Origin of the sequence: Stenotrophomonas sp. (assembly GCF_032099025.1) — a bacterium.
Taxonomy (GTDB): Bacteria; Pseudomonadota; Gammaproteobacteria; order Xanthomonadales; family Xanthomonadaceae; genus Stenotrophomonas.
Genome location: NZ_DAMCID010000011.1, coordinates 17,750 through 43,337, shown reverse-complemented (window position 1 = coordinate 43,337; position 25,588 = coordinate 17,750). Strand labels below are relative to the sequence as shown.

19 protein-coding genes and 1 pseudogene are annotated in these 25,588 nt (G+C 67.7%); 13 read left to right on the top strand and 7 right to left on the bottom strand.

What is annotated here, in order from left to right; genetic code table 11:
* From RT456_RS09695 to leuB, 6 genes and pseudogenes are all read left to right on the top strand, one after another.
* Positions 1-581 (top strand): annotated as a pseudogene (locus RT456_RS09695) (pyridoxal-phosphate dependent enzyme); the annotation flags it as partial.
* Between the two features lie 98 nt (positions 582-679).
* Complete coding sequence (locus RT456_RS09690; protein ID WP_313345962.1) at positions 680-2,236, top strand: 2-isopropylmalate synthase; 1,557 nt, start codon at positions 680-682, stop codon at positions 2,234-2,236.
* Positions 2,237-2,309: 73 nt separating this feature from the next.
* A complete protein-coding gene (locus RT456_RS09685; protein ID WP_313345722.1) occupies positions 2,310-3,077 on the top strand; it encodes a methyltransferase domain-containing protein in 768 nt (255 codons plus the stop codon).
* Between the two features lie 44 nt (positions 3,078-3,121).
* Positions 3,122-4,543, top strand: a complete 1,422-nt coding sequence (gene leuC / locus RT456_RS09680; protein ID WP_313345720.1) for a 3-isopropylmalate dehydratase large subunit — start codon at positions 3,122-3,124, stop codon at positions 4,541-4,543.
* A complete protein-coding gene (gene leuD, locus RT456_RS09675; protein ID WP_313345717.1) occupies positions 4,543-5,121 on the top strand; it encodes a 3-isopropylmalate dehydratase small subunit in 579 nt (192 codons plus the stop codon). The genes leuC and leuD overlap by 1 nt, the downstream gene beginning before the upstream one ends.
* Positions 5,111-6,169 (top strand): 3-isopropylmalate dehydrogenase, encoded by a 1,059-nt coding sequence (leuB, locus tag RT456_RS09670; protein ID WP_313345714.1) that lies wholly within the window; start codon positions 5,111-5,113, stop codon positions 6,167-6,169. Before leuD ends, leuB begins: the two co-directional genes overlap by 11 nt.
* Positions 6,170-6,383: 214 nt before the next feature.
* Here leuB and RT456_RS09665 read toward each other — a convergent pair whose 3' ends face one another.
* Positions 6,384-9,542, bottom strand: coding sequence for an efflux RND transporter permease subunit (locus RT456_RS09665; protein ID WP_313345711.1), 3,159 nt, complete (start codon positions 9,540-9,542; stop codon positions 6,384-6,386).
* Between the two features lie 4 nt (positions 9,543-9,546).
* On the bottom strand, positions 9,547-10,677 hold the full coding sequence (locus tag RT456_RS09660; protein WP_313345709.1) for an efflux RND transporter periplasmic adaptor subunit: 1,131 nt from the start codon (positions 10,675-10,677) through the stop codon (positions 9,547-9,549).
* A gap of 122 nt (positions 10,678-10,799) precedes the next feature.
* Between RT456_RS09660 and RT456_RS09655 the strand changes: the two genes are divergently transcribed.
* From RT456_RS09655 to RT456_RS09645, 3 genes are all read left to right on the top strand, one after another.
* The gene (locus tag RT456_RS09655) at positions 10,800-11,471 is read left to right on the top strand and encodes a TetR/AcrR family transcriptional regulator (RefSeq protein WP_313345707.1); all 672 of its coding nucleotides are present in this window, start codon (positions 10,800-10,802) and stop codon (positions 11,469-11,471) included.
* Positions 11,472-11,607: 136 nt separating this feature from the next.
* The gene (locus RT456_RS09650; protein WP_313345704.1) at positions 11,608-12,258 is read left to right on the top strand and encodes a protein-L-isoaspartate O-methyltransferase; all 651 of its coding nucleotides are present in this window, start codon (positions 11,608-11,610) and stop codon (positions 12,256-12,258) included.
* A gap of 16 nt (positions 12,259-12,274) precedes the next feature.
* Entirely contained in the window at positions 12,275-13,639 is a 1,365-nt protein-coding gene (locus RT456_RS09645) for a TolC family outer membrane protein (RefSeq protein ID WP_313345702.1), read from the top strand.
* A gap of 186 nt (positions 13,640-13,825) precedes the next feature.
* Here the strand turns inward: RT456_RS09645 and waaA are convergent, their stop codons facing one another.
* Positions 13,826-15,124 (bottom strand): lipid IV(A) 3-deoxy-D-manno-octulosonic acid transferase, encoded by a 1,299-nt coding sequence (gene waaA / locus RT456_RS09640; protein ID WP_313345700.1) that lies wholly within the window; start codon positions 15,122-15,124, stop codon positions 13,826-13,828.
* A 97-nt stretch (positions 15,125-15,221) separates the two neighbouring features.
* On the opposite strand from waaA, the gene RT456_RS09635 reads away from it, so the two are divergent.
* Complete coding sequence (locus RT456_RS09635; RefSeq protein ID WP_313345697.1) at positions 15,222-16,142, top strand: LpxL/LpxP family Kdo(2)-lipid IV(A) lauroyl/palmitoleoyl acyltransferase; 921 nt, start codon at positions 15,222-15,224, stop codon at positions 16,140-16,142.
* Between the two features lie 192 nt (positions 16,143-16,334).
* Here the strand turns inward: RT456_RS09635 and RT456_RS09630 are convergent, their stop codons facing one another.
* The 4 genes from RT456_RS09630 to RT456_RS09615 form a co-directional block, all read right to left on the bottom strand.
* Positions 16,335-16,880, bottom strand: coding sequence for a transposase (locus RT456_RS09630; protein ID WP_313345695.1), 546 nt, complete (start codon positions 16,878-16,880; stop codon positions 16,335-16,337).
* A gap of 126 nt (positions 16,881-17,006) precedes the next feature.
* Positions 17,007-18,317, bottom strand: a complete 1,311-nt coding sequence (locus RT456_RS09625; RefSeq protein WP_313345959.1) for an O-antigen ligase family protein — start codon at positions 18,315-18,317, stop codon at positions 17,007-17,009.
* Positions 18,310-19,422: a glycosyltransferase gene (locus RT456_RS09620; protein WP_313345692.1), complete on the bottom strand. Its 1,113-nt coding sequence runs from the start codon at positions 19,420-19,422 to the stop codon at positions 18,310-18,312. Before RT456_RS09620 ends, RT456_RS09625 begins: the two co-directional genes overlap by 8 nt.
* A gap of 16 nt (positions 19,423-19,438) precedes the next feature.
* On the bottom strand, positions 19,439-19,636 hold the full coding sequence (locus RT456_RS09615) for a zinc-finger domain-containing protein (protein ID WP_019183790.1): 198 nt from the start codon (positions 19,634-19,636) through the stop codon (positions 19,439-19,441).
* A gap of 325 nt (positions 19,637-19,961) precedes the next feature.
* Between RT456_RS09615 and RT456_RS09610 the strand changes: the two genes are divergently transcribed.
* From RT456_RS09610 to RT456_RS09600, 3 genes are all read left to right on the top strand, one after another.
* Positions 19,962-23,312 carry a GH92 family glycosyl hydrolase gene (locus RT456_RS09610; protein ID WP_313345689.1) on the top strand — a complete coding sequence of 1,117 codons (3,351 nt, stop codon included), beginning with the start codon at positions 19,962-19,964 and terminating at the stop codon, positions 23,310-23,312.
* A gap of 569 nt (positions 23,313-23,881) precedes the next feature.
* The gene (locus RT456_RS09605; RefSeq protein ID WP_313345687.1) at positions 23,882-24,799 is read left to right on the top strand and encodes a hypothetical protein; all 918 of its coding nucleotides are present in this window, start codon (positions 23,882-23,884) and stop codon (positions 24,797-24,799) included.
* Between the two features lie 13 nt (positions 24,800-24,812).
* Positions 24,813-25,298 (top strand): hypothetical protein, encoded by a 486-nt coding sequence (locus RT456_RS09600; protein ID WP_313345684.1) that lies wholly within the window; start codon positions 24,813-24,815, stop codon positions 25,296-25,298.
* Positions 25,299-25,588: the final 290 nt, after the last annotated feature.

Sequence of the window (25,588 nt, the reverse complement as noted above, 5' to 3'; positions counted from 1 at the left end):
CACGTGCATTGGCTGACCAGCACGGCTACCGCTTCCTGTCCGCCTTCGACGACCCGGACGTGATCGCCGGCCAGGGGACGTTGGGCATCGAACTGGCCGCGCATGCGCCGGACGTGGTGATCGTGCCGATCGGCGGCGGCGGCCTGGCGTCGGGCGTCGCGCTCGCGCTGAAATCGCAGGGCGTGCGCATTGTCGGTGCGCAGGTCGAGGGCGTGGATTCCATGGCCCGCGCGATCCGCGGCGATGTCCGCGAGATCGCGCCCGTGCCCACGCTGGCCGATGGCGTAAAGGTGAAGATCCCCGGCTTCCTGACCCGCCGCCTGTGCAGCGCGCTGCTGGACGACGTGGTGATCGTGCGCGAAGCCGAACTGCGCGAGACCCTGGTGCGGCTGGCACTGGAGGAACACGTCATTGCCGAGGGCGCCGGTGCGCTGGCACTGGCCGCCGGCCGCCGCGTCGCCGGCAAGCGCAAGTGCGCCGTGGTATCGGGCGGCAACATCGACGCGCTGGTGCTCGCCCAGCTGCTTGCCGACATCCGCCCGCGCGCCCCGCGCAAGCCACGCCGCCGCGCGAGCGAGCGCACACGGCCGCCGCTACCGACCGTACTCGCCCCTCTCCCGAATTCCTTACCCCTTCCTTCTTCTGCCATCCCATCCGACCTTGTTGTCGAGGAGACCTCCTGGTGACTACGCCCAACTCCCCCCGAATTCGAATTTTCGACACCACCCTGCGTGACGGCGAACAATCGCCGGGCTGCAGCATGAGCCCACAGCAGAAGCTGGTGATGGCGCGTGCGCTCGACGAACTGGGCGTGGACATCATCGAAACCGGCTTCCCGGCCAGCTCGCAGTCCGACCGCGATGCGATGGCGATGATCGGCCGCGAAGTCCGCCGGCCAACACTGGCGGTACTGTCGCGCTGCCTGGCCGCCGACATCGAGACCTCGGCCAAGGCGCTGGAGGCCGCCGCCAACGCGCGCCTGCACGTGTTCCTGTCGACCAGCCCGCTGCACCGCGAGCACAAGCTGCGCATGAGCCGCGAGCAGGTGCTGGAGTCGGTGCACAAGCATGTCAGCCTGGCCCGCAGCTACATCGATGACGTGGAGTTCTCCGCCGAGGATGCCACCCGCACCGAGGAAGATTTCCTGGTCGAGGTGGCCCGCGTGGCCGTGGCCGCCGGCGCGACCACCATCAACCTGCCCGACACGGTCGGCTTCACCACCCCCGAAGAGATCCGCGGCATGTTCCAGCGGGTGATCGCCGGCGTGCCGGACAGCGACCGCATCATCTTCAGCGCCCACTGCCACAACGACCTGGGCCTGGCCGTGGCGAATTCGCTGGCGGCCATCGAAGGTGGCGCGCGCCAGGTGGAGTGCACCATCAACGGCATCGGCGAGCGTGCCGGCAACTGCTCGCTGGAAGAGCTGGCCATGGTGCTGAAGGTACGCAACGCCTTCTACGAGGAAGACACCCGCATCAACACCCCGCGCATCGTCTCCACCTCGCAGCTGCTGCAGCGCCTGGTCGGCATGCCGGTCCAGCGCAACAAGGCGATCGTGGGCGCCAATGCGTTCGCGCATGAATCGGGCATCCACCAGCACGGCATGCTGCGTCATCGCGGCACCTACGAAATCATGCGCCCGGAAGACGTGGGCTGGGAGAACTCGCAGATGGTGCTGGGCCGCCACAGCGGTCGCGCGGCGGTCGAAGCCCGCCTGCGTGCGCTGGGCTTCTGGCTGGAAGAGGACGAGCTGAAGCTGGTCTTCGAGCAGTTCAAGGCACTGTGCGAGCAGCAGCGGGTGGTCACCGACGCCGATCTGCAGGCGTTGATGCAGGGCAGCGCCACCCAGAACGGTTACCGCCTGGCGTCGATGACCATCAGCGATGTCGGCAGCCGCGCCAACGCGCTGGTGGAGCTGTCTGACCCGGACGGCAACCGCGTTGCCGAGACGTCGCAGGGCGATGGCCCGGTGGACGCCTTGTTCGGCGCCCTGTCCGCCGCCACCGGCGTGCAGCTGATGCTGGACAGCTACCACGTGCACAGCGTGGGCATCGGCGCCGATGCGCGCGGCGAAGCCAACCTGAGCGTGCGCCATGACGGCGTGGAGTACGAAGGCACCGGCACCAGCCGCGACATCATCGAAGCCTCCGCGCTGGCCTGGCTGGACGTGGCCAACCGCCTGCTGCGCCAGCGCCAGGCCAGCACCGAACAACCCGCGGCCAGCGCCGCCGCCTGAGGAACCTGTCATGAGCGCCTTCGATAGTCTGGTGGGACAAGATCCATCCTGCTTGCCCACCACTTGCACATCCATGTGCGGCGCCGCCAATGAAGGCCAGCACTGGAACGCCCACGACTACGCGATCGACGCCGGCTTCGTGCCGGTGCTCGGGGGCGCCGCGGCGCGCCTGCTCGATCCGCAGCGCGGCGAGCGGATCCTCGATCTGGGCTGCGGCGATGGCGTGCTGAGTTTCGACCTGGCGCTCAGCGGCGCGCGCGTGACCGGCGTGGACAGCTCACCGGAGCTGATCGGCGGCGCCCGGGCGCGCGGCATCGATGCGCACCTGATGGATGCCCATGCCATGACCTTCGAGCGCCGCTTCGATGCGGTGTTCAGCAACGCCGCCCTGCACTGGATGCGCGAGCCGGACAAAGTCATCGATGGCGTGCGCCGCGCACTGCGCAGTGGCGGGCGCTTCGTCGCCGAGATGGGCGGCCAGGGCAACGTGGCCACCATCACCAGCGCGCTGCAGGCGGCCCTGTGCAGCAACGGCCATGCCGTTCCCGCGTTCCCGTGGTACTTCCCCTGCGCAGACGAATACGCAGACCGCCTGCGCGCGCACGGGTTCCAGGTGCGCTACATCGAGTGCCTGCCCCGCCCCACGGCGCTGCCCACCGGCATGCAGGGCTGGCTGCGCACCTTTGCCTCCCCCTTCCTGGCCGGACTGGACGCGCAGCAGCGCCAGCGCGTGCTCGACGACACGGTGGCGCTGCTGGCGCCGACCCAGCGCGATGCCCACGGCCAGTGGACCGCCGACTACGTGCGGCTGCGCTTCGATGCGCGGCTGCGCGCGTTCTGACCCGATCCGACTTATCGTCACATGAACCATAGCAAGGCCATTCCATGACCCCAGCTCCCCGCACCCTGTACGACAAACTGTGGGATGCCCACGTCGTCGTGCCCGAATCGGACAGCGCGCCCGCCGTGCTGTACATCGACCTGCACCTGATCCACGAAGTGACCTCGCCACAGGCCTTCACCGAACTGCGCGAGCGCGGGCTCTCCCCGCGCCGGCCGGACCGGACCAAGGCCACGATGGATCACTCCACCCCCACCCTGCCGGCCGGTGCCGACGGCAAGCTGCCCTACGCCAGCGCCGCCTCCGAGGCCCAGGTGGACATGCTGGCGCGCAACTGCGCCGAGCACGGCATCGAATTGTTCGACCTGCAGTCGGCCAGCCGCGGCATCGTGCACGTGATCGCGCCCGAGCAGGGCTTCACCCAGCCGGGCATGACCATCGTCTGCGGCGACAGCCACACCTCCACCCATGGCGCGTTTGGTGCACTGGCCTTCGGCATCGGCACCAGCGAAGTCGGCCACGTGCTGGCCACGCAGTGCCTGCTGCAGCGCAAGGCGAAGACCATGGCGATCACCGTCGATGGCCGCCTGCCGCTGGGCGTGGGCGCCAAGGACGTGGTGCTGCACATCATCGGCGTGATCGGCGTGAACGGCGGCACCGGCCATGTGCTGGAATTCCGCGGCAGCGCGATCGAGGCCATGGACATGGAGCAGCGCATGACCCTGTGCAACATGTCGATCGAAGCCGGCGCACGCGCCGGGATGGTCGCACCGGACCAGGTGACCTTCGACTGGGTGGCCAACACCCCGCGCGGCCCCAAGGGTGCCGAGTTCGACGCCGCCGTGGCGCAGTGGTCGCAGCTGCGCAGTGATGCGGGCGCGCGCTTCGACGTGGACGTGCACATCGACGCCGCCGACATCCGCCCCACCCTGACCTGGGGCACCCACCCGGGGACCGCCATCGCGGTGGATGCGCCGATCCCGGCCGCCAACGATGCGGCCGACCAGAAGGGCCTGGACTACATGCATTTCCATGCCGGCCAGACGTTGGCCGGTACGCCGGTGGACGTGGTGTTCGTCGGCTCCTGCACCAATGGGCGGTTGAGCGACATGCGCGAAGTGGCGCAGGTGCTGCAGGGCCGAACGGTGGCGGCCGGCGTGCGCATGCTGGTGGTGCCGGGTTCGGAGATCGTCAAGCGCCAGGCCGAGGCCGAAGGCATCGACGTGATCGTGCGCGCGGCCGGTGCCGAGTGGCGCGAGCCGGGCTGCTCGATGTGCATTGCGATGAACGGCGACCTGGTCGCGCCGGGCCAGCTGGCGGTGAGCACCAGCAACCGCAACTTCGAGGGCCGCCAAGGCCCCGGTTCGCGCACCCTGCTGGCCTCGCCGATGACCGCCGCATGGGCGGCGGTGAACGGCCGCGTGGCCGATCCGCGTGAACTGTACGCCGCCCAGGAGGTGGCCTGATGCGCGGCTTCCGTACCCTGACCTCGACCAGCGTGGTGCTGCGCGAGACCAACATCGATACCGACCAGATCATCCCGGCACGCTTCCTGTCCACCACCGAACGGGTAGGCCTGGGCAGGTTCGCCTTCAATGACTGGCGCTGGCAGGCCGATGGCACGCCGAACCCGGCGTTCGCCTTCAACCAGCCGCACAACGCCGGGCGCAGCATCCTGCTGGCCGGGCGCAACTTCGGCTGCGGCTCCTCGCGCGAACATGCGCCGTGGGCGCTGACCGACCTGGGCCTGCGCGCGATCGTGAGCAGCGAGATCGCCGACATCTTCCGCGGCAATTCGCTGAAGAACGGGCTGCTGCCCATCGTGCTGGCCGAGGCCGACGTGCAGGAGCTGATGCAGCGCCCGGACGACGTGCTGACCATCGACATCGCCGCGCGCGAGTTGCGCACCCCTGATGGTCGCGTGTATTCCTTCCCGCTGGACGGCTTCTCGCAGACCTGCCTGCTGGAAGGCGTTGACCAGCTGGGCTACCTGCTGGCCCGCACCCCTGACATCGAACGTTACGAGAGTGAACATGCACGCTGAGATTGTCGTACTGCCGGGTGACGGCATCGGTCCGGAAGTCGCCGCCGCCGCGGTGGCCGTGCTGGGCGCCGTCGCTACCCGTTTCGGCCACACCTTTGCGTTCCAGGAACACGACATCGGCGGCATCGCCATCGATCGCCACGGTGAGCCGCTGCCCGCCGCCACGCTGGATGCCTGCCGCGCGGCCGATGCGATCCTGCTCGGTGCGGTGGGCGGGCCGAAGTGGTCCGACCCGAATGCCAAGGTGCGTCCCGAACAGGGCCTGCTGGCGATCCGCAAGGCCCTGGGCCTGTACGCCAACCTGCGCCCGGTGCGCACCCATCCCGCCGCGCTGGGCGCCTCGCCGATCAAGGCCGAGCTGCTGGAAGGCGTGGACTTCGTGGTGGTACGCGAACTGACCGGCGGAATCTATTTCGGCGAAAAGACCCGCACCGCCGACACCGCCAGCGACCTGTGCAGCTACAGCGTGGTCGAGATCGAGCGGGTGATGCGCAGTGCGTTCCGGCTGGCGCAGCAGCGGCGCGGCAAGGTTACCTCGGTGGACAAGGCCAACGTGCTGGAGACCTCGCGCCTGTGGCGTGACGTGGCGGCGCGGATCGGCCGCGAGGAGTTCCCGGAGGTCGCACTGGAGCACCAGCTGGTCGATTCAATGGCCATGCATCTGCTGGCCAAGCCGCGCGAGTACGACGTGATCGTCACCGAGAACATGTTCGGCGACATCCTCACCGACGAGGCCTCGATGCTGGCCGGTTCACTGGGCCTGCTGCCGTCGGCGTCGCTGGGTGCCCCTGGGGCGGTGGGGATCTATGAGCCGATCCATGGTTCGGCACCGGATATCGCGGGCAAGGGGATTGCCAATCCGTACGCCACGATCTTCAGCGCCGCGATGCTGCTGCGACATTCGCTGGGGTTGGAGGCGGAAGCCGCGGCGGTGGAAGCGGCCGTGCATGCGGCGTTGGATGATGGCGTGTTTACTGCTGACCTGGCTGCGAAGGGCCAGGCGGTGAGTACCACGCAGGCCATCGACGCGGTGCTGGCGCGGTTGTGATTCGCGGCAACGACATCCGATGACCCCGTCGGTACCGATCGTACCGACGGGGTAGAGCGGACTGTTAGTCCGCTGCCGTTGCCGTTGGCGGCGACCGGGAAGACCATGCGTAGAGCAGCGGACTAACAGTCCGCTCTACCCCCGGTGGGGATCCCTACGGGATCGCCCGCCGGGATGCCACACCCTCTCGGGTGTGGCATCGCCCAACGAGGCGCTATTGCGCCTCGTCGGGCTTAACCCGGAACCACGCGGCATACAGCGCCGGCAGGAACACCAGCGTCAGCACGGTGCCGACAATCAACCCGCCCATGATCGAGATCGCCATCGAGCCGTAGAACGCGCTGCGCGACAGCGGGATCATCGCCAGCACCGCCGCCAGCGCGGTCAGCACGATCGGACGGAAGCGGCGCACCGTCGCGTCGATGATCGCGTGCCAGCGGTCGTGGCCCGCATCGATGTCCTGCTGGATCTGGTCGATCAGGATCACCGAGTTACGCATGATCATGCCGGCCAGCGCGATCGTGCCCAGCAACGCCACGAACCCGAACGGCGCGCGGAACAGCAGCAGGAACAGCGTCGCACCGATGATGCCCAGCGGCGCCGTCACCAGCACCATCGCCGCGCGCGAGAAACTGCGCAGCTGCAGCATCAGCAGCGTCGCCACCACGATCAGGAACAGCGGCATGCCGGCCTTGATCGAATCCTGGCCGCGCGCCGAGTCTTCCACCGTGCCACCGGTCTCCAGCAGGTAGCCCGACGGCAGCTCGGCCCGAATGCCTTCCAGCGTCGGCAGGATCTGCTGCACCACGTCCAACGGCTGCTTTTCATCGGCAATGTCGGCACGCACCGTCACTGTCGGCAGACGGTTGCGGTGCCAGATGATGCCATCCTCGAACACGTACTCCAGGCGCGCCACCTGCGACAGCGTCACCGACGTGCCACTGGCCGTGGGAATGGCCAGGCTGCCCAGCATGTCCAGCCGGACGCGTTCATTGTCCGGCCCACGCAGCAGCATCTCGATCAGGCGGTTGCCCTCCCGGTACGTGCTCACGCTCATGCCCGACAGCGACGTGCCCAGCAGCTGGCTCACCTGCGCACTGCTCACGCCCAGCGCGCGCGCACGGTCCTGGTCGATCACCAGCCGCACCACCTTGCTCGGCTCGCTCCAGTCCAGGTTGACGTTCATCACGTGCGGGTTCTCGCGCACCTTGGCTTCCACCTGCCGGGCAATCGCCTGCACCTTCTCGACATGCTCGCCCGAGATGCGCATCTGCACCGGGTAGCCAACCGGCGGGCCGTTCTCCAGGCGGGTCACGCGCATCTGCACGTCCGGGAACTGCGGAATCACATCCTTCAGCAACCAGTCGCGCGTCGCCTCGCGTGCCTCCGCATTCTCCGTGAGCACCACGAACTGCGAGAAGTTGGTGGCCGGCAGCTGCTGGTCCAACGGCAGGTAGAAGCGCGGCGAACCGGTGCCCACGTAGGCCACGTAATTGCTGATGCCCTCGCGGCCCTTGAGCAGCTTCTCCAGCTTGCCCGCCTGCGCCTGTGTGGCCTGCAGCGACGCGCCTTCGGCCAGCTCGATGTCCACCATCAGTTCCGGCCGGGTCGAATCCGGGAAGAACTGCTGCGGTACGAAGCGGAAGATCAGCAGCGAGAACACGAACAGCGCCGCGGTTGCCGCGATCACCCACCAGCGGTGGCGCAGGCAGGCATCCAGGAAGCGACGGAAGCGCGTGTAGAACGGGCGCTGGTAAGGATCGTGATCGTGCGCGTGCTCCTTCGGCGCGATCCAGCGCGACAGCGCCGGGTAGCGGTCCGCCCAGGCCAAGCGACGCGCGCGCCAGCGCCCGGCCAGACTCTCCGGCTTGGGCAGCTGCGGATTGAACAGGTCCGGCAGCATCTTGTCGCCGAGATAGGGAATGAACAGCACCGCGGCAATCCACGACACCACCAGCGCGATCGTCACCACCTGGAACAGCGAACGGGTGTATTCACCGGTGCTGGACGCGGCCGTGGCAATCGGCAGGAACCCGGCGGCGGTGATCAGTGTACCGGTCAGCATCGGGAATGCGGTCGATTCCCAGGCGAAGCTGGCCGCGCGCAGGCGGTCGTAGCCCTGCTCCATCTTGGTGGCCATCATTTCCACCGCGATGATCGCATCGTCCACCAGCAGGCCCAGCGCCAGCACCAGCGCGCCGAGCGAGATCTTGTGCAGGCCGATGCCGAAGTAATGCATGACGAAGAACGTCATCGCCAGCACCAGCGGAATGGTCACGCCCACCACCAGGCCGGTGCGCAGGCCCAGCGAGAAGAAACTGACCAGCAGCACGATCACCACCGCTTCGGTCAGCACCTGCACGAACTCGCCCACGGACTCTTCCACCGCGTGTGGCTGGTCGGAGACCTTGCGCAGCTGCATGCCGGCCGGCAGCGTCTTCTGCAGGCGTTCGAACTCCGCATCGAGCGTGCTGCCCAGCTTGAGGATGTCGCCGCCGTCCTTCATCGCCACGGCGATACCGATCGCGTCCTCGCCCATGAAGCGCATCTTCGGCGAGGAAGGGTCGGCGAAACCGCGCTTGATCTCGGCGATGTCGCCCAGGTGCACGGTACGTTCGCCCGCCTGGATCGGGAAGCGGCGGATGTCGTCGATGCTCTGGAACTGGCCGGTCACGCGCAGCTGCACGCGGTCGGTCGGGGTCTCGAAGAAGCTGGTGGCGGCAATGGCGTTCTGGTCGGCCAGCGCCTGCTGCACCTGCTGCAGCGACACGCCCAGCGTGGCCAGCTTGGTGTTGGACAGCTCGATCCAGACCTTCTCGTCCTGCAGGCCTTCCAGCTCGATCTTGCCCACGTCCGGCACCCGCTGCAGCTCCAGCTGGATGCGGTCGGCGTAGTCGCGCATCACCGCGTAGTCGAAGCCCTGCCCGGTCAAGGCGTAGATATTGCCGAAGGTGTCGCCGAACTCGTCATTGAAGAACGGCCCGACGATCTCGCGCGGCAGGGTCGGCTTGATGTCGCCCACGCGCTTGCGCACCTGGTACCACAGGTCGGGAATTGCCTTGGAGCGCAGGCTGTCGCGGGCCACGAAGATCACCTGCGATTCGCCGGGGCGCGAGTACGAACGAATGAACTCGTACTGCCCGGTGTTCAACAGCGCCTTCTCGATCGGCTCGGTGACCTGGCGCGAGACCTGCTCGGCGGTGGCGCCGGGCCACATCGTGCGCACCACCATTACCTTGAAAGTAAACGGCGGATCCTCGGACTGGCCCAGGTGCTTGTACGACCACGCACCGATCACCGCGAAGGCGATCATGGCAAACAGCACCAGCGCGCGGTTGCCCAGCGCCCATTCGGAGAGATTGAAGCGGCGCACGGGGTCAGTGCCCCTTGCCGTCGGCAGCCGGCGCGGCGGCCGGCTTCAGCAGCGGCCGGTTCTGCCGGTCCACCGGCGTGACCGTCTGGCCCTCGCGCAGCAGGTGGCCGCCCGCAGCGACTACCCAGTCCTGCGCACCGACGCCGGACAGCACCGGCACGGCATCCGGCCCATAGGCGCCCACGGTCACCGGCGTGGCCTTGATCGCCCCGTTGGCCGGGTTGACCACCCACACGCTGGCCGTGCCGTTGGCGCCACGCAGCACCGACGCCAGCGGCAGCTGCAGGGTGCCGCTGCGGCCGGCGGCGGCGAACACGCGCGCGCTCTGGCCGAGCTCGACCTCCTTCACCGCGTCCGCCGACAGGCTCACCCGCGTGGCGTAGGTGCGGGCCTGCGCATCGGCGGCCGGCGCGATTTCGCGGATCGTGCCGTCCAGCATCTGGCCCGGCGTGTTCCACAGCTCCACCTGCACGGCCTGGCCCACCTGGTAATCGCGGATGTTGCTTTCCGGCAGCGCGATCAGCACTTCGCGTCCGCCGTCGGCGGCCAGGGTGAACACGGTCTGCCCGGCGCTGACGACCTGCCCGGCCTCGGCCTGGCGGCTGGCGATCACGCCATCGGCAGGCGCGCGCAACTGCGCATAACCGGCCTGGTTGCGGGCCACGGACAGATTGGCGCGGGCGGCATTGGCCTGGCCCTGGGCCGCCTTGAAGGCGGCGGTCTGCGCATCCAGCGTGGATCGGCTGACCAGTTGCTGCTCGGCCAGTGCGGCGTAGCGCTTCTGGTCATCGCGGGCGCGCACCAGGTCGGCTTCGGCCGCGGCCAGCTGCGCCTGCGACGCGCTTGCCTGCGATGCGAAGTCGGCCGCGTCCAGTTCGGCCAGCAGGTCGCCCTTGCGCACGCGCTGGCCGGCATCGACATGGCGCTTGACCAGGTTGCCACCTACCCGGAACGACAGCGGGCTTTCTTCGCGTGCCCGCACCTCGCCCGGATACGCCGCCACTTCCTGCCCGGCCACGGTGCCGGCCTGCACGACCAGTACCGGGATCGGCGCGGCCGGTTCGGCATCCGGTTTGCCACATGCCGCCAGCATCAACGCCAGCAGCCCACCGCCCATCCATCGCATGTTGTTCATGAGGTCCTGGACCTTGAGTACCTGGGGGAGCCGCACGGAAGAGACACTCTATTCCAGAACGGCCAATAGTGAACCAGCCGGTATAGTATAAATATCGAACCGATTGGTCTAGTATTGTTTCAATGATTGATCAGCCCCCTCCCGACGCCCCCTCCAAGCCCGCCGCCAAGGCTGCCGGACCCGGCCGGCCGAAGGATCTGGGCAAGCGCGCGGCCATCCTCGATGCGGCCAAGGCATTGTTCGTCGAACAGGGCTACAGCGGCGTCAGCATGGACAGCATCGCTGGCCAGGCGGGCGTATCAAAGCTGACTGTTTACAGCCATTTCGGCGATAAAGAGACTCTTTTCACCGAAGCTGTGAAGTCCACCTGCATCGAGATGCTGCCCGATGCGCTGTTCGTCACCGACGCCGACGGGGCGCTGCGCGAGCAGTTGCTGGGCATCGGCCGGGCGTTCTTCAACATGATCACCTCGCCGGCCGCCGTGGCCGTGCAGCGGGTGATGATGGCGCCGGACACCGACGACCGGATCCGCGAGATGTTCTGGCTGGCCGGGCCGCAGCGCACCAGCGACGCCCTGGCCGAGTTCCTGCGGGCCCGCACCGAGCGCGGGGAGCTGGAGATCACCGACTTCCAGACCGCCGCCCTGCAGTTCTTCACCCTCATCAAAGGCGAGCTGCATACGCATATGATGTGCGGGCTGCGACCGGCCCCGGCCGAGTGCGACGCAGACGCCCACGTGGATGCCAGCGTCGCCTTCTTCCTGAGGGCGTACGCCACCCGCCACGGGCGGTGATAACAACATGAATGGACCGGAGGTCGCGGTGACTTCCGGCACTGCGACCCCGGCGCGACGGCAGCGATGCTCTCAGCGCGCCGCCGGCTCCCGGCACCGGTAAAATGGCCGGCCCACTGCGCTGGATTAGAACCTCATGACGATCGATTACGCCCACGCCCGCGAACTGATGGTTGAACAACAGATCCGTCCCTGGGACGTGCTGGAAATTCGCGTGCTCGATGTACTGGCACGTTTGCCGCGCGAGGCGTTCGTCGCCGACGCGAACCGCAACCTGGCCTACGCCGACATCGAACTGCCGCTCGGCAACGGGCAGAAGATGATGAAGCCGGTCGTCGAAGGCCGCACCCTGCAGGCGCTCAACCTGCAGGCCGGTGATGAAGTGCTGGAGATCGGTACCGGCAGCGGCTTCCTCAGCGCCTGCATGGGCGAGCTGGCACGCGAAGTGCTGAGCCTGGAAATCGATCCGGCGCTGGCCAGTGCCGCGCGTGCGCGCCTGGATGCCGCCGGCCTGGGCAACAACGTCCGCATTGAAACCGCCGATGCCCTGGCCTGGGACACCGAGCGCCGCTTCGATGCCATCTGCGTGACCGGCGCGGTGGACACCGTCCCGGCCCGCTTCACCCAGTGGCTGCGCCCGGGTGGCCGCCTGTTCGTGATTCGCGGCCGTTCGCCGGTCATGGAAGCCGTGCTGGTCAACGCCGACGGCAGCATCAGTGAATCCCTGTTTGAAACCGATATCGATTACCTGCGCGGTGCCGCGCCGGCACCCCAGTTCCAACTCTGAGTCCAAGGAAGCCGCAATGATCCGCCGATCCCTCGCTATTGCGCTGGCCGCCGCCCTGCTGCCGATGACCGCCTCTGCCGCCGACCTGCTGCAGGTCTACGAAATGGCGCGCAACGGCGATCCGCAGCTGTCCGCAGCAGAATCGACCCGTCTGTTCGACAAGGAAGGCGCCGTGCAGGCCCGTGCCGCACTGCTGCCGCAGATCAACGGCGAAGCCTCGTTGAACCGCAACCGCACCAATCCGAACCACGACGTGAGTTCGACCACGTATACGACCAAGAGCCGCAACTACGGCCTGTCCGGTTCGCAGACGCTGATCAACTTCACCCAGTTCGCCAACCTGCGTGCGCAGCGCGAGCTGAGCAAGGCGGCCGACTTCACCCTGGATTCGGCCAACGACGACTTGATCGTGCGTACCTCGGCGGCGTACTTCAACGTGCTGGTGGGCATCGAGTCGCTGTCGGCGGCGCAGACCAACGAAGCGGCGGCCAAGAAGCAGTTCGACTTCGCCGACAAGCGCCTGGAAGTGGGCCTGGCCCCGATCACCGACGTGCATGAAGCACGCGCCCAGTACGACCAGGCGCGCGCCAACACGATCATCGCGCAGAACACCCTGGCCGACGCCTACCAGGCGCTGACCGAACTCACCGGCCAGCCGATCAACGACCTGCGTGCGCTGCCGGCCGACTTCCGCCCGGAACTGCCGCCCAAGTACGCCACCGTCGACCAGCTGGTCAACGAGGCGGTCGCCCAGAACCCGGCGCTCAAGTCGCAGGAGCTGCAGGTGAGCGCCGCCGAAGCCAGCGTGTCGGCCGCCCGTGCCGGCCACTTGCCGACCCTGTCGCTGGGCGCTACTGCAGGCCGTTCGGCCAGCTGGGGCGATATCGTCGGCAGCGGTTCCAACTTCAGTCCCGACCAGCGCACCAACAGTGTGGGCCTGACCCTGAGCGTGCCGATCTTCTCGGGCGGCGCCACCCAGTCCGGCGTGCGCCAGGCCCTGGCCCAGCGCGACATCGCCCAGGACGGTTACGAGCAGCAGAAGCGCGCCCTCGACCGCAATACCCGCAACGCCTACCAGACCCTGGTGGCCGGCATCAGCGAAGTGGAAGCGCGCCGCCTGGCAGTGGTCTCGGCACAGAGCGCCTACGACGCCTCGCAGGTCGGCCTGGAAGTGGGTACGCGCACCGTGCTGGACGTGATCCAGAACCAGCGCATCCTGTTCTCGGCCCAGCTCGATTACGCCAACGCCCGTTACACCTTCCTGCAGAACCGCCTGCAGCTGGGCCAGGCGATCGGCACGCTGGACATCGCCGAACTGCAGGACATCAACCGCCTGCTGACCCAGCAGGCCGCCACGCCGAGCACCCAGGTCAATAACTGATCGGGGTGTAGGGCGGGAACGAAAAAGCCACCCCATCGGGTGGCTTTTTTGTGGGAATTTTTCAACGACTGCGGCTCTATCCGACGTAGAGCCACGCCCTGCGTGGCTGCCTTTCCGTCAGGCACCGCCAAGCCACGCAGGGCGTGGCTCTACCGCGTCGGGGCCGTCCGGTGGCCGGCGGGTCGTTCAATTCAGCGGCGGTGGCAATTGCGGGGCAATCAGCTCCACCGTGCGCTTCAACGCGCCACGGCCGTTGCTCACCAGCGCGCAGCCGGCGCTGGCCATGTCTTCGCGTGCGTCGGGATCGCGCAGCAGGGTAAGCAGTGCGTCGCCCACGCCCTGCACGTCCTCGGCAATCAGCACCGCACCGGCTTCGCGCATGCGCCGGGAAATCTCGGCGAAATTATGCAGGTGCGGGCCGGTCACCGTGGCGGTGCCCATCGCGGCCGGCTCGAGCAGGTTGTGGCCGCCGATCGGCTGCAGGCTGCCCCCGACGAACGCCACCTGCGCGCAACCGTAGAACGCCATCAGTTCGCCCAGCGTGTCGATCACGAACACGTCGCTGTCGGCCTGCGGCCACTGCTGCTGGCGGCGGGTGCTGACCTTCCAGCCCTGCTCGCGCGCCAGCGCCTCAACGCGCGGGAAGCGCTCGGGATGGCGCGGTGCCCACAGCAGCAGCAGTCCCGGAATTTCCTGGCGCAGGCGGCGGTGCAGGTCGATGGTGGCCTGCTCCTCGCCTTCATGCGTGCTGGCCGCGATCCATACCGGGCGCGTGCCAGGCACCGCCGCATGGAAGTGCGCGGTGAACTCGCGCACGTTGGGGGTGGCGATGTCGAACTTCAGGTTGCCCAGCGGCTGCACCTGTTCGGGCAATGCACCGAGCTGGATGAAGCGCTCGGCATCGTCGGCAGACTGCGCGGCCACACAGGTGACGGTGCGCAGCGTGCGCCCGATCAGCGGGCGCAGCAGGCGGTAACCGCGCAGCGAGCGAGCCGACAGCCGGGCGTTGAGGATGTACACCGGAATGCTGCGGTCGCGGCAGCCGAACAGCAGGTTGGGCCACAGCTCGGTTTCCAGGATCAACGCCAGGCTGGGCTTGAAGTGGCCCAGGAAGCGGCCGACGCTGCCTGGCACGTCGTACGGCAGGTAGACATGATCTACGGCCTCGCCCCACAGCGCGCGAACCCGTTCCGAGCCGGTCGGGGTGATGGTGGTGATCACCCAGCGGATATCCGGGCGCAGCTGCCGCAGCGCGTTCACCAGCGGCGCGGCCGCGTTCACTTCGCCCACCGACACCGCATGCAGCCACACCCGCGGCTGCGCGGTGGAATCGGGGTAGGAGGCATAGCGCTCGTCCCAGCGCTGGAAGTACTCGCGCACCCGAAAACCGCGCCAGACCAGGTGGTACACGGTGATTGGCAACAGCAGGTACAGCACGACCGAATACAGGCCGCGCAGGATCCATTCGACAGGGCTTTTACGCATGCGCAGAGGATACGGGAGCGGCCGCGGGAAAGACATGCAGGGCGCCCCGTCGGCCCGTCTGACGCACCGTTGGGGATGCATGTCTTAGAATCGGGGCATGTCAGACAACGCTTCCACCGCCACCCGCCCGTCGCTGCGCGATCCCCGCCACTGGCCGACGTTCGCCTTCATGCTGGGCGCCTTCGCGGTGGCCCGCCTGCCGTGGGGCCTGCAGCGCGCCCTGGGCCGGGGGGTGGGCACCGTCGCCTACCGGCTGGCCAGCAGCCGCCGCCGCGCCGCCGAGGTGAACCTCAAACTGTGCTTCCCGGAGAAGGACGATGCCTGGCGCCAGCGCCTGCTGCGCGACAGCTTCGACGCGCTGGGCGTGGGCATCTTCGAGTTCGCCCGTGCCTGGTGGGGCAGCATCGACAGCATCCGTCCGAAGGTGCAGATCGAGGGCCTGGAGCACCTGCACCGCATGCAGGCCGAGGGCCGCGGCGTGCTGCTGGTCTCCGGCCACTTCATGACCCTGGAAATGTGCGGGCGGTTGCTGTGCGACCACGTGGATCTGTCGGGCATGTACCGCAAGCACCGCAACCCCGTGTACGAGTGGGCGGTGAAGTTTGGCCGGTTGCGCTACGCCAAGGCGATGTACGCCAACGAGGACATCCGTGCGACCGTGCGGCACCTGAAGAAGGGCGGCTTCCTGTGGTACGCCCCGGACCAGGACATGCGCGGCAAGGACACGGTGTTCGTGCCGTTCTTCGGCCATACCGCCTCGACCATCACCGCCACCCACCAGCTGGCACGCATGACCGGTTGTGCGGTGATTCCGTACTTCCACCGTCGCGAGGGTGGGAAGTACTTCCTCAAGATCGGCGCGCCGCTGGAGAACTTCCCCAGCGAAGACGTGGAAGCGGACACCGCGCGGGTCAACAAGGCGATCGAGGACATGGTCCGCGAGGCCCCGGACCAGTACCTGTGGATCCACCGCCGCTTCAAGCGCCAACCCGGCGGCCGCAGCGATTTCTATAAATGACGCCACGCCCTGCGCGTGGCGGGCACTCTCGTTTCCTGCCGTAGAGCCACGCCCTGCGTGGCTGGCCGCTCGATTCCTGCCGTAGAGCCACGCCCTGCGTGGCTGTTCTTCGACGGGCAGGGCGCTCAGCCACGCAGGGCGTGGCTCTACCCGTTGGAATCAGCTTCGCGCTCAGCCACGCAGGGCATGGCTCTACAGTTCCCAGCGCGTCCACGCGTAGGGGTATTCTCCGATGTTCTCGGCGAGCCCGGCGCGCAGCGGATTGGCGATGATGTACCGCGCCGCAAGCTCCAACGATTCATCGGTGCGCACGGCATGGTCGTAGTAGCCCAGCTGCCAAATTCTTCCGCTACCGAGCTTGCGGCTGCTGTACGACTTGAACACATTCATGCACGTGGCCAGCGTGCCGTGCCGCAGCTCCATCAGCCAATGCACGTGATCGGGCATGACCACCCACGCCAGCGAGTGGCTACGGCCACAACGTTCGACGTGGCGTAGTGCGTCGATTACGACCTGCGCGTTAACGGGATCATCAAACAACCGGTGTCGACCGTTCACGACAGTGGTGAGGATGTAAACGTAGCCGATTTCGGAAACGCGGCCATGGCGCAGGCGTGGGCTGGACATGGCACCACGATGAGGTCGCCGCCATGGGTACGGTATCGACGAACGCCGTGCCAACGCGTCAGCGGTTACCGCGTAGAGCCACGCCCTGCGTGGCTGTTCTTCGTCGGACATTCCGCCAGCCACGCAGGGCGTGGCTCTACCGTCTAGACCGGCACCGCGCGCAGCCACGCAGGGCGTGGCTCTACCGTGTAGACCGGCACCGCGCAGCCACGCAGGGCGTGGCTCTACAGCCCTTCGTCAGGCTTCGTCGCTGGCCAGCAGGCTGCCCGCATACACTGCGGCCAGCAGCAGGGTCAGGCCGCCCCAGAAGGTGGAATAGAACGCCAGGTGGGTGTTGAACGGGAACACGGTGACCGCCAGCGCCAGCGCTGCCGGGCGCGCGCGGTCGCGGGCCGCCAGTGGCGCGAAGCGCCATGCGCGCCAGGCCTGGGCTGCCGCCGCCAGCCACAGCAGCAGACCGAGCACGCCGGTTTCCGCCAGGATTTCCAGCACGATCTGGTGCGCGTGCAGCGCCGGTCCCGCGCCCCACACCCCCGCCGACTCTGGTCGCGGGTTGCAGGCCGGGTAGGCATCGCGGAAGCCGCGCGCGCCCACGCCGTTGATCGGATGCTCCCGGATCATGCAGCCGGCAGCCGCCCATATCTGCGCGCGCCCCGACAACGCCTGGTTGACGCCATCGCTTTCGCCCTCCCACGCCATCGCGGTACGCGCAACGCGCTCGCGCACCTGCGACGAGCCCAGCGTCAGCGCCGTCATGGCCACCAGTGCCACCGCCAGGCAGGCCATCAACCCGCGTGCACCGAGCAGGCGCCAGCCGGAGAACGCCAACACCAGCGCGTACGTGATCCATGCCGCGCGTGAGCCGGCCAGCACCAGCACCACACCCAGCGCGGCAGCGACCAGCACCCAGCCCGCCTTGCCCAGCCGCTGCGCCGCGAAAAACAGCAGGAACGGCGACAGACTGGCCAGCACCTGGCCGAACTTGAGATTGCACGCGCCCAGCACGCCGCTCAGGCGGTCCGCCGCGGCCATTTCCGCAGGCGAGCACAGACCATGACCGCTGACGGCCCACTTCAGCTGGTCCATCGACCAGAACAGTGGGCTGGTGCCGAAGGCCGCCTGCGCCAATCCATCCACCGTCCATGCGGCGGTGATCACGGCAATCCCCTTCAGGGTCAGCGCACGCCGTTCCGGGGTGGCCACCGCAATGGCCACCAGCCACATGAAGGGCAGGTAGCGCAGGCCTGCGGCGGCCTTGCGCCACGCAGTGGCAGGATCGATCGCATCGAAGGCCGAAAACGCCTGCGGCAGCCAGTAGCCCAGGAACAGGATGCTGGTCAGCGCCCAGGCCGGGCTGCTGAGCATGCGCTGCTTGCCCTGCAGCCGCAGCTGCACCATGCGCGTGGCGGCATACAGCGCGCCCAGCACCAGCACGGTTTCGGCCAGGCCCGGCAGCGGCCACAGCGCCACGAAGGCGATCACCCACCACGGCGCCCAGCGGCCCGCGCGGAACGCTGGCGAACGGGGTGCCTTGAGCGGCTCAGCCAGCGAGGGAGGTATAGAGCTGGAGCGTGTCACGTTGCATTGCCTGCAGGGTGAACGGAATACGCGACGGAAGCGCGGGTGGCTGCGCCAGCAACTGCTGCGCACGCGCCAGCAGCGCATCGGCGTCACCCAAGGGTACCGCGCCGGACGGCTGCAGTTGCTCCAGCAGCTCGCCCACGCCGCCCTGGTTCCAGCCCAGTACAGGTCGACCGACCGACAGCGCCTCGACCACCGTACGGCCGAACGCCTCGGGCTTGTCGGACAGCTGCAGCACCAGGTCGCTGGCCGCGTAGGCCTCGGCGATGCGCGAGGTGGGTGGCGTCATCAACACCGCCTCGCCCACGCCCAATGCACGCGCCTTGGTTTCCAGCTCCTCCACATAGCGCTCGCGGCCCGGCTCGCGGGTGCCGGGCATCCACAGCCGTGCCGGGCGGCCCGTCGCATGCAGCCCCGCCAGCAGCGTCAGCGCATGGTGGTGGCCTTTCAGGCGGGTGCCACGCCCCGGCAGCAGCAGCAGCGGCGCCTCACCGGCCAGCTGCGGGTGCTGCGCAGCCACGGCCAGGCGCGGGCGACGGTCCTGCCGTCCCACCCGCGGGAACTGGGCGGTATCCACGCCGCGCGGAATCACCTGCAGACGCTCGGGCGGAACACTGGGGTAATGGCTGCGCACGAAGTCGCGCACGCAGTTGGAAACGCAGATCACCCGTTCGCCGCTGGTCATCACCGCGCTGTAGCGGCCGGGCGAATTCAGCCCATGCACGGTGGTCACCCAATGCGGGCGGGTGGCGGCAGGCAGGTTGCGTACGGCGTACAGCCCCAGCCAGGCCGGCAGGCGTGAACGCGCATGCACGATGTCGGCGCCGGTCTCGGCAAACAGGCTGCGCAGGGTGCGCACGTGGCGCAGCGTCCACAGCGACTTCCTGCCGATATCCAGCGTGAGGTGTTCGGCGCCACTGGCCAGCAGCGGCTCGACCAGGCGGCCGCCTGCCGACACCACGATGGCGCGGTGCCCGGCCGCCACCAGCGCGGCGGCAATCTCAAGGGTGGAGCGCTCCACGCCGCCGGAGTGCAGCGCCGGCAGCAGCTGCACCACGGTCAGTTGGCGCACGATCGGCCCGGTCCGCTCAGTCGGCCAGCACGAATACCGCGCCGCAGTACGGGCACGCGGCTTCGCAGTTGGGCTCGTCTTCGATCGGCAGGTACACGCGCGGGTGCGAGTTCCACAGCGCCATCTCCGGCGTCGGGCAGCTCAGCGGCAGGTCGCTGCGGTGCACGGTGTAACGCTTCTCGGCATTGGCAGGCGCGGTGGCGGTATGGCTCATGGCGTGGACACGGAATGGAATTGCGAGGGCCTCGATTCTAGCACCCGGGGCGCACGGCGCGACGCGGGCGGTTCGGCACGGGGCGCCCCTGCGAAAACGTCGATATACGATTTTCCCGGGTTTAGATCGAACTAATTTCACTTGCCAGACCCGCTCCGGGTGTTGCAGGATCGGGGCGTTCCGATCAAACACCCGATCGCATGGCCCGTCCCCCGCCGGACCTGCATCGCTTCGACTGCCCCCGCGGGCGGCCGGCGCGCTGCTGTCTGCCGAGGTCGCCGATGCGGGCTTCGCCTGCCGCCAGTCCCTTCCGGGAGATCCCTGCATGACCCAGCCGCACCCCCGCCCTGCCCGCCGCGCCCTGCTTCCGCTCGCGCTCGCCCTGGCCTGCTCGCCGGTCGCCCTGCCCGCCTTCGCGCAGGGCCTGCAGACCTCCTTCGAGCCCGGCGAACCGGCCCCGCAGGCCAGCAAGGGCGGCGTGCAGGTGAAGATCGGCAAGGGCCCCGAGGCGCCCTACGCGGCCAAGCCCGGGGTCGGCTACAGCGGGCTGCGCGCCCTGCACTACGCCAGCCCCGGCGGCACGGCCAGCACCCGCCTGTTCGCCACCGATGTGACCATCGATGCCGACACCACCCTGTCCTGGCTGGTGCTGCCTGAAATCGTCGGCGGCGACACCGTTGCCTCCACCTACGTCTCGCTGGACCTGGTGCTGGACGACGGTAGCCGCGTGTCGGCCAGTGCCGCGCGCGACCTGCACGGCATTGCGCTCGGCGCCACCGCGCAGGGCGATTCCAAGACCCTCTACCCGCAGCAGTGGGCGCACAAATCGGTGCGGCTGGGCGATGTTGCCGCGCTGCGCGGCCGCCGCGTGGTCGCTGTCGAGCTGGCCGTGGCCAGCGCCGCCAACGCCCCGGTGTCGGGCTGGATCGACGATGTGCGCCTGGACAGCCAGCCGCGCACCGCCCCTGCCCGCCCCTCCGACTGGGTGCTCACCACGCGTGGCACCCAGGCCAACGGCACCTTCTCGCGTGGCAACAACTTCCCCGCCACCGCAGTGCCGCACGGCTTCAACTTCTGGACCCCGGTAACCGATGCCGGCGCGCTGAACTGGCTGTACCGCTGGAACGAGCAGAACAACGCCGCCAACCGCCCGCAGCTGCAGGCACTGGCGCTGAGCCACCAGCCCAGCCCGTGGATGGGCGACCGCCAGACCTTCCAGGTGATGCCGTCAGCCAGCCGCGGCGTGCCGGAAGCGGACCGCAGCAAGCGTGCGCTGTCGTTCTCGCGCGACAACGAAAGCGCGCGCCCGTACCGCTACGGGGTGCGCTTCGACAACGGCATTGCCGCCGCCATCGCGCCGACCGACCACGCCGCGCTGTTCCAGTTCGACTTCCCCAAGGAGGGCGATGCCAACCTGCTGTTCGACAACGTCGACGCACGCGGCGGGATCACCCTGGATGCCGCCACGCAGACACTGTCGGGCTACACCGACACCCGCAGCGGCCTGTCCAACGGCGCCAGCCGCATGTACGTGGTGGCCAGCTTCGACAAGCCCTGGCGCAGCAGTGGCCGCATCGCCACCGGCCGGCCCACCGGTTACATCAAGTTCGACCCGGGCAGCGACCGCCGCGTGACCATGCGCATCGCCACCTCGCTGATCTCCATCGAACAGGCACGCCACAACCTGGCGCTGGAGCTGGCGGCCGCCGACACACTCGATACCGTTGCCGCACGCGCGCAGGACGCATGGGACCACCGCCTGGCCCGCTTCGACATCGGCCAGGCCAGCGACGACCAGAAGACCACACTGTATTCCAGCCTGTACCGCCTGTACCTGTACCCCAACTCCGGGCATGAAAACGCCGGCACCGCCGCCGCACCGGATTGGCGCTACGCCAGCCAGGCCAGCGCGGCCGAGGACAACACCGACGGCAGCGCCATGCGTAGCTTCGCGCCGATCCGCGATGGCAAGGTATACGTCAACAACGGCTTCTGGGACACCTTCCGCACCACCTGGCCGGCGTACGCGCTGTTCACGCCGGACGATGCCGGCGCGCTGGTTCAGGGCTTCCTGGAGCAGTACCGCGCGGGCGGCTGGGTTGCCCGCTGGTCCTCGCCGGGCTATGCCGACCTGATGGTGGGCACCAGCTCCGACGTCGCCTTCGCCGACGCCTACCTGAAGGGCATCAAAGGCTTTGATCCCGCCGAGGCCTACGACGCAGCGCTGAAGAACGCCACCGTCGTTCCGCCGGACCGTCATGTCGGCCGCAAGGGCATGGACCGTTCCACCTTCCGTGGCTACGCCAGCGCCGATGTGCACGAAGGCATGTCGTGGACGATGGAAGGCGCGCTCAACGACTTCGGCATCGCCAACATGGCGCAGGCACTGGCCAAGCGCGCCGACAGCCCCGCCGCCCGTGAGCGCTACACCACCGAAGCCGACTATTTCCGCGCCCGTGCGGGCACCTACGCCACGGTGTTCGATCCGGCCGCAGGCTTCTTCCAGGGCCGCCAGCAGGATGGCAGCTGGCGTGTGGACGCCAAGGACTACGACGCGCGCGTGTGGGGCCACGACTACACCGAATCCAACGGCTGGACGTTCGCCTTCACCGCCGCGCATGACGGCGAAGGCCTGGCCGCGCTGTATGGCGGGCGCGCCAAGCTGGCTGAAAAGCTCGACACGTTCTTCAGCACGCCGGAGACCGCCGACCCGGCCTTCTCCGGGTCCTACGGCGGCACCATCCATGAGATGACCGAAGCGCGCGACGTGCGCATGGGCATGTACGCGCACAGCAACCAGCCCTCGCACCACATTCCCTGGATGTACCTGTACGCCGGGCAGCCGTGGAAGACCCAGCAGCACGTGCGTGAGATTCTCTCGCGCCTGTACGTGGGCAGCGAGATCGGCCAGGGCTATCCGGGCGATGAAGACAACGGCGAGACCTCGGCGTGGTACGTGCTGGCCTCGCTGGGCCTGTACCCGCTGCGGATGGGGTCGCCGGAGTACGCCATCGGCTCGCCCGCGTTCCGCCATGCCAAGGTCGAACTGCAGGGCGGCGCGGTGTTGACCGTCAACGCACCGGCGAACTCGGACCGCAACATCTACGTGCAGTCGCTGAAGATCAACGGCAAGCCGTGGACGAAGACCTGGGTACCGCACGACGTGATCGCCAAGGGTGCCACGCTGGACTTCGAGATGGGCCCGGCACCGTCAACGTGGGGCACCGGCCCGGACGACGCGCCGCGCTCGTTGACCGCGCGTGGTGAGAAGCCCGCGATCCTGCATGACCTGCTGGGCAGCGGTGCGCGTGCGCAGCTGGACGATGGGCGCGCGTTGGCGGCATTGATCGATGACGATGCCGGCACCGTGGTGCCGTTCGGTGGCACCGGCAGCGTCGTGTTCAGCGGCGTGGCCGAAGGTGCGCCGACGATGTACACGCTGACCAGCGGCAATGCGCCGATCCGGGGCGGCAAGTGGACGCTGGAGGCGCGCAAGGCTGGCGGCAGCTGGACCACGCTGGACCAGCGCCGCGGGGAAACGTTCGAGTGGCAGCAGCAGACCCGTCCGTTCCGGATTGCGAAGCCGGGCCGCTATGCCGAGTACCGGTTGCGGATTGAAGGACCGGGACGGATGCAGCTGGCCGAAGTGGAGTTGCTGGCGCCAGCCGCGCCGTAATGAAAGGGGGCGCGATTCGCGCCCCCTTCCGTAGAGCCACGCCATGCGTGGCTATGCAGTCCCGAACCCGATCGGTAGAGCCACGCCCTGCGTGGCTATGCAGTCCCGAACCCGATCGGTAGAGCCACGCCCTGCGTGGCTATGCGCTCATCGAACTGGCGCCCGCGGGTCATATGGCGCGGCGTGACTCTACCCCCGATCAACGCTGGACGAAGCCTGATTTTGACGATCCCGGGTATCAAGAACATCCAGCTGCAATAGCTGCGAAATGGAACCGTGAGGTGATGCATTGCCACGCGACGGGCATGCATGCCGATTCCAATCTGCGTCGACTCCGACGAACCGAACATCAGCCTGGCGGGGCCCGATCAGCACGGGCAATTCCCACAGCGAAATCATCGTTGGGCTGACATCGCAGCGTTGGCACCCCTCATAACATCCACGGGGCGATCACTGGATTGGTGCAGCGCGCGGTGTAAACGGATCGCCCACCAGAGAAAGATCGCCAACACAGAGGACGGGATCGTTCGTCCTTCCAGACATGCCACCACAACGGATCCATGCCTTTCATGCAAGCAACCCACCGTGCAGCGTTGCGCGTTGCGTGCGGCGTCGCGCTGGCGATAGCTGTAGCAATGCCATTTCTCCTCGCGGGTGAGAGTCGCCAGCCGTCCCCGGTCATCACGCCGGGCAGCACTTACGTTGCAGCGGAGCGCGGCGCAGGCCAGCACCCACGCTACGTGCTGCCCACGCGGTCATTCGGTGAGGCGAAATTGGCCATCGATCCCGCCGTTTTTCAGCCGCTGGGCGCGAAGTCGTACCACATCCTGCGACTGGATGAGGCTCGGCCGCCCGGTGATGCACTGGAGCACGTCGAGCGCCTGCTCCCCCGTTCCCGTGCCGGGGACCCGCGCGCCACCTTCGACATCTACCTGTCGATATTTGACTGCCGAATCTACATAAGGGGAAATCCAGGCATGACATACGCCGCGGCAGCGGGCGGCGATGTCGAGGCGAAAGCACTGAGCAAGACAGAACGAAAGCTGATGGAGTGCACGTCCCTCGCGGGGAACGACTCCCTATGGAATGAGCCGTGGCTTTCGCTGGCAGCCGAACAGGGATCCGTAGAGGCAAAGCTGTACTACGCGACCGATGTTGACGCGGTTCTCGGCAGCGCATCTGAGCGACTCGCGCACCCGGAGAAGATCCTAGCGTGGAAAGAACGCGCGAAGGCGTATCTGGAAGAGGCGGCAGGCACGGGGAATCTTGACGCGATTGCACAGCTTTCGAATGTCTACAACAGCGGAATACTCGTGGAAAGAAGCGCCGAAGCCGCTTATGCCTACGCATTGGCAGCCAACAGAATTGATCCGAACGAGTACCGCGACGAGTTACTGCACCTGATGGAAAAGGAACTCTCGATGAAACAGCGCGAAACGGCAAGAGCGCAATCGCTACATATCTACGCTTCCTGCTGCACCCCTTGAATCGGAATCAACGATGACACGAAAGAAACAAGCTTTTGTTGCGACAATTCTACTCATTGGATCTGGCATTGGCTTCAGCGCACTGTCTGGCCCCATTCCGCCCCGTGATTTCGGCCCCTTGCAATGTGACAGCTGCAAGGTTGCGCCATACAAGCCGGACAAATCAACACGTGTTTTTCTTGATACGTACAGAACAAACATGGCGCGCATCAGTAATCGGCTGTTTAAAGGAGACAGCATCACCGTCTGTAACAGCTCATTCTGCGCAAAGTACACGATCTCGGAATCGGATGATTTCATGGGTAACGGCGTGCTGGACAACACTCCACCCAGTGTCGGCGGTGGTGGCGGTGGTGGCGGCGGCGGTGGAAGCGGAACTGGTGGTGGTGGGGGCAGTGGCGGCTTCGTCGGGGGCGGATGCAACGGAAACTGCGGCGGTGGAAGCGGCTCGGTCACGGTAGGCCCCCACAAGCCACCGGTTCCAACGCAGGATTTTTGAGGCCGGCGCTCACCGTAGGCGTGGGGGCTTTACTCCGCGGGGTGGCTGCGCATCGGCCGGGTCTACGTAAGCCACGCAGGGCGTGGCTCTACCCCGGGTGGGGTTACGTGCAGCCACGCAGGGCGTGGCTCTACCCCGCGTGGGGTTACGTGCAGCCACGCAGGGCGTGGCTCTACCCCGGTGGGGTTGCGTGCAGCCACGCAGGGCGTGGCTCTACCCCGGTGGGGTTACGTGCAGCCACGCAGGGCGTGGCTCTACCCCGGGTGGGGTTACGTGCAGCCACGCAGGGC

Bases quoted from the DNA above. Each gene is read 5' to 3' on its own strand.
- RT456_RS09685 (WP_313345722.1), top strand. From the start codon at position 2,310: ATGTGCGGCGCCGCCAATGAAGGCCAGCACTGGAACGCCCACGACTAC.
- leuC (WP_313345720.1), top strand. From the start codon at position 3,122: ATGACCCCAGCTCCCCGCACCCTGTACGACAAACTGTGGGATGCCCAC.
- leuD (WP_313345717.1), top strand. From the start codon at position 4,543: ATGCGCGGCTTCCGTACCCTGACCTCGACCAGCGTGGTGCTGCGCGAG.
- leuB (WP_313345714.1), top strand. From the start codon at position 5,111: ATGCACGCTGAGATTGTCGTACTGCCGGGTGACGGCATCGGTCCGGAA.
- RT456_RS09660 (WP_313345709.1), bottom strand. From the start codon at position 10,677: ATGAACAACATGCGATGGATGGGCGGTGGGCTGCTGGCGTTGATGCTG.
- RT456_RS09655 (WP_313345707.1), top strand. From the start codon at position 10,800: ATGATTGATCAGCCCCCTCCCGACGCCCCCTCCAAGCCCGCCGCCAAG.
- RT456_RS09650 (WP_313345704.1), top strand. From the start codon at position 11,608: ATGACGATCGATTACGCCCACGCCCGCGAACTGATGGTTGAACAACAG.
- RT456_RS09645 (WP_313345702.1), top strand. From the start codon at position 12,275: ATGATCCGCCGATCCCTCGCTATTGCGCTGGCCGCCGCCCTGCTGCCG.
- waaA (WP_313345700.1), bottom strand. From the start codon at position 15,124: ATGCGTAAAAGCCCTGTCGAATGGATCCTGCGCGGCCTGTATTCGGTC.
- RT456_RS09635 (WP_313345697.1), top strand. From the start codon at position 15,222: ATGTCAGACAACGCTTCCACCGCCACCCGCCCGTCGCTGCGCGATCCC.
- RT456_RS09630 (WP_313345695.1), bottom strand. From the start codon at position 16,880: ATGTCCGACGAAGAACAGCCACGCAGGGCGTGGCTCTACGCGGTAACC.
- RT456_RS09615 (WP_019183790.1), bottom strand. From the start codon at position 19,636: ATGAGCCATACCGCCACCGCGCCTGCCAATGCCGAGAAGCGTTACACC.
- RT456_RS09610 (WP_313345689.1), top strand. From the start codon at position 19,962: ATGACCCAGCCGCACCCCCGCCCTGCCCGCCGCGCCCTGCTTCCGCTC.
- RT456_RS09605 (WP_313345687.1), top strand. From the start codon at position 23,882: ATGCAAGCAACCCACCGTGCAGCGTTGCGCGTTGCGTGCGGCGTCGCG.
- RT456_RS09600 (WP_313345684.1), top strand. From the start codon at position 24,813: ATGACACGAAAGAAACAAGCTTTTGTTGCGACAATTCTACTCATTGGA.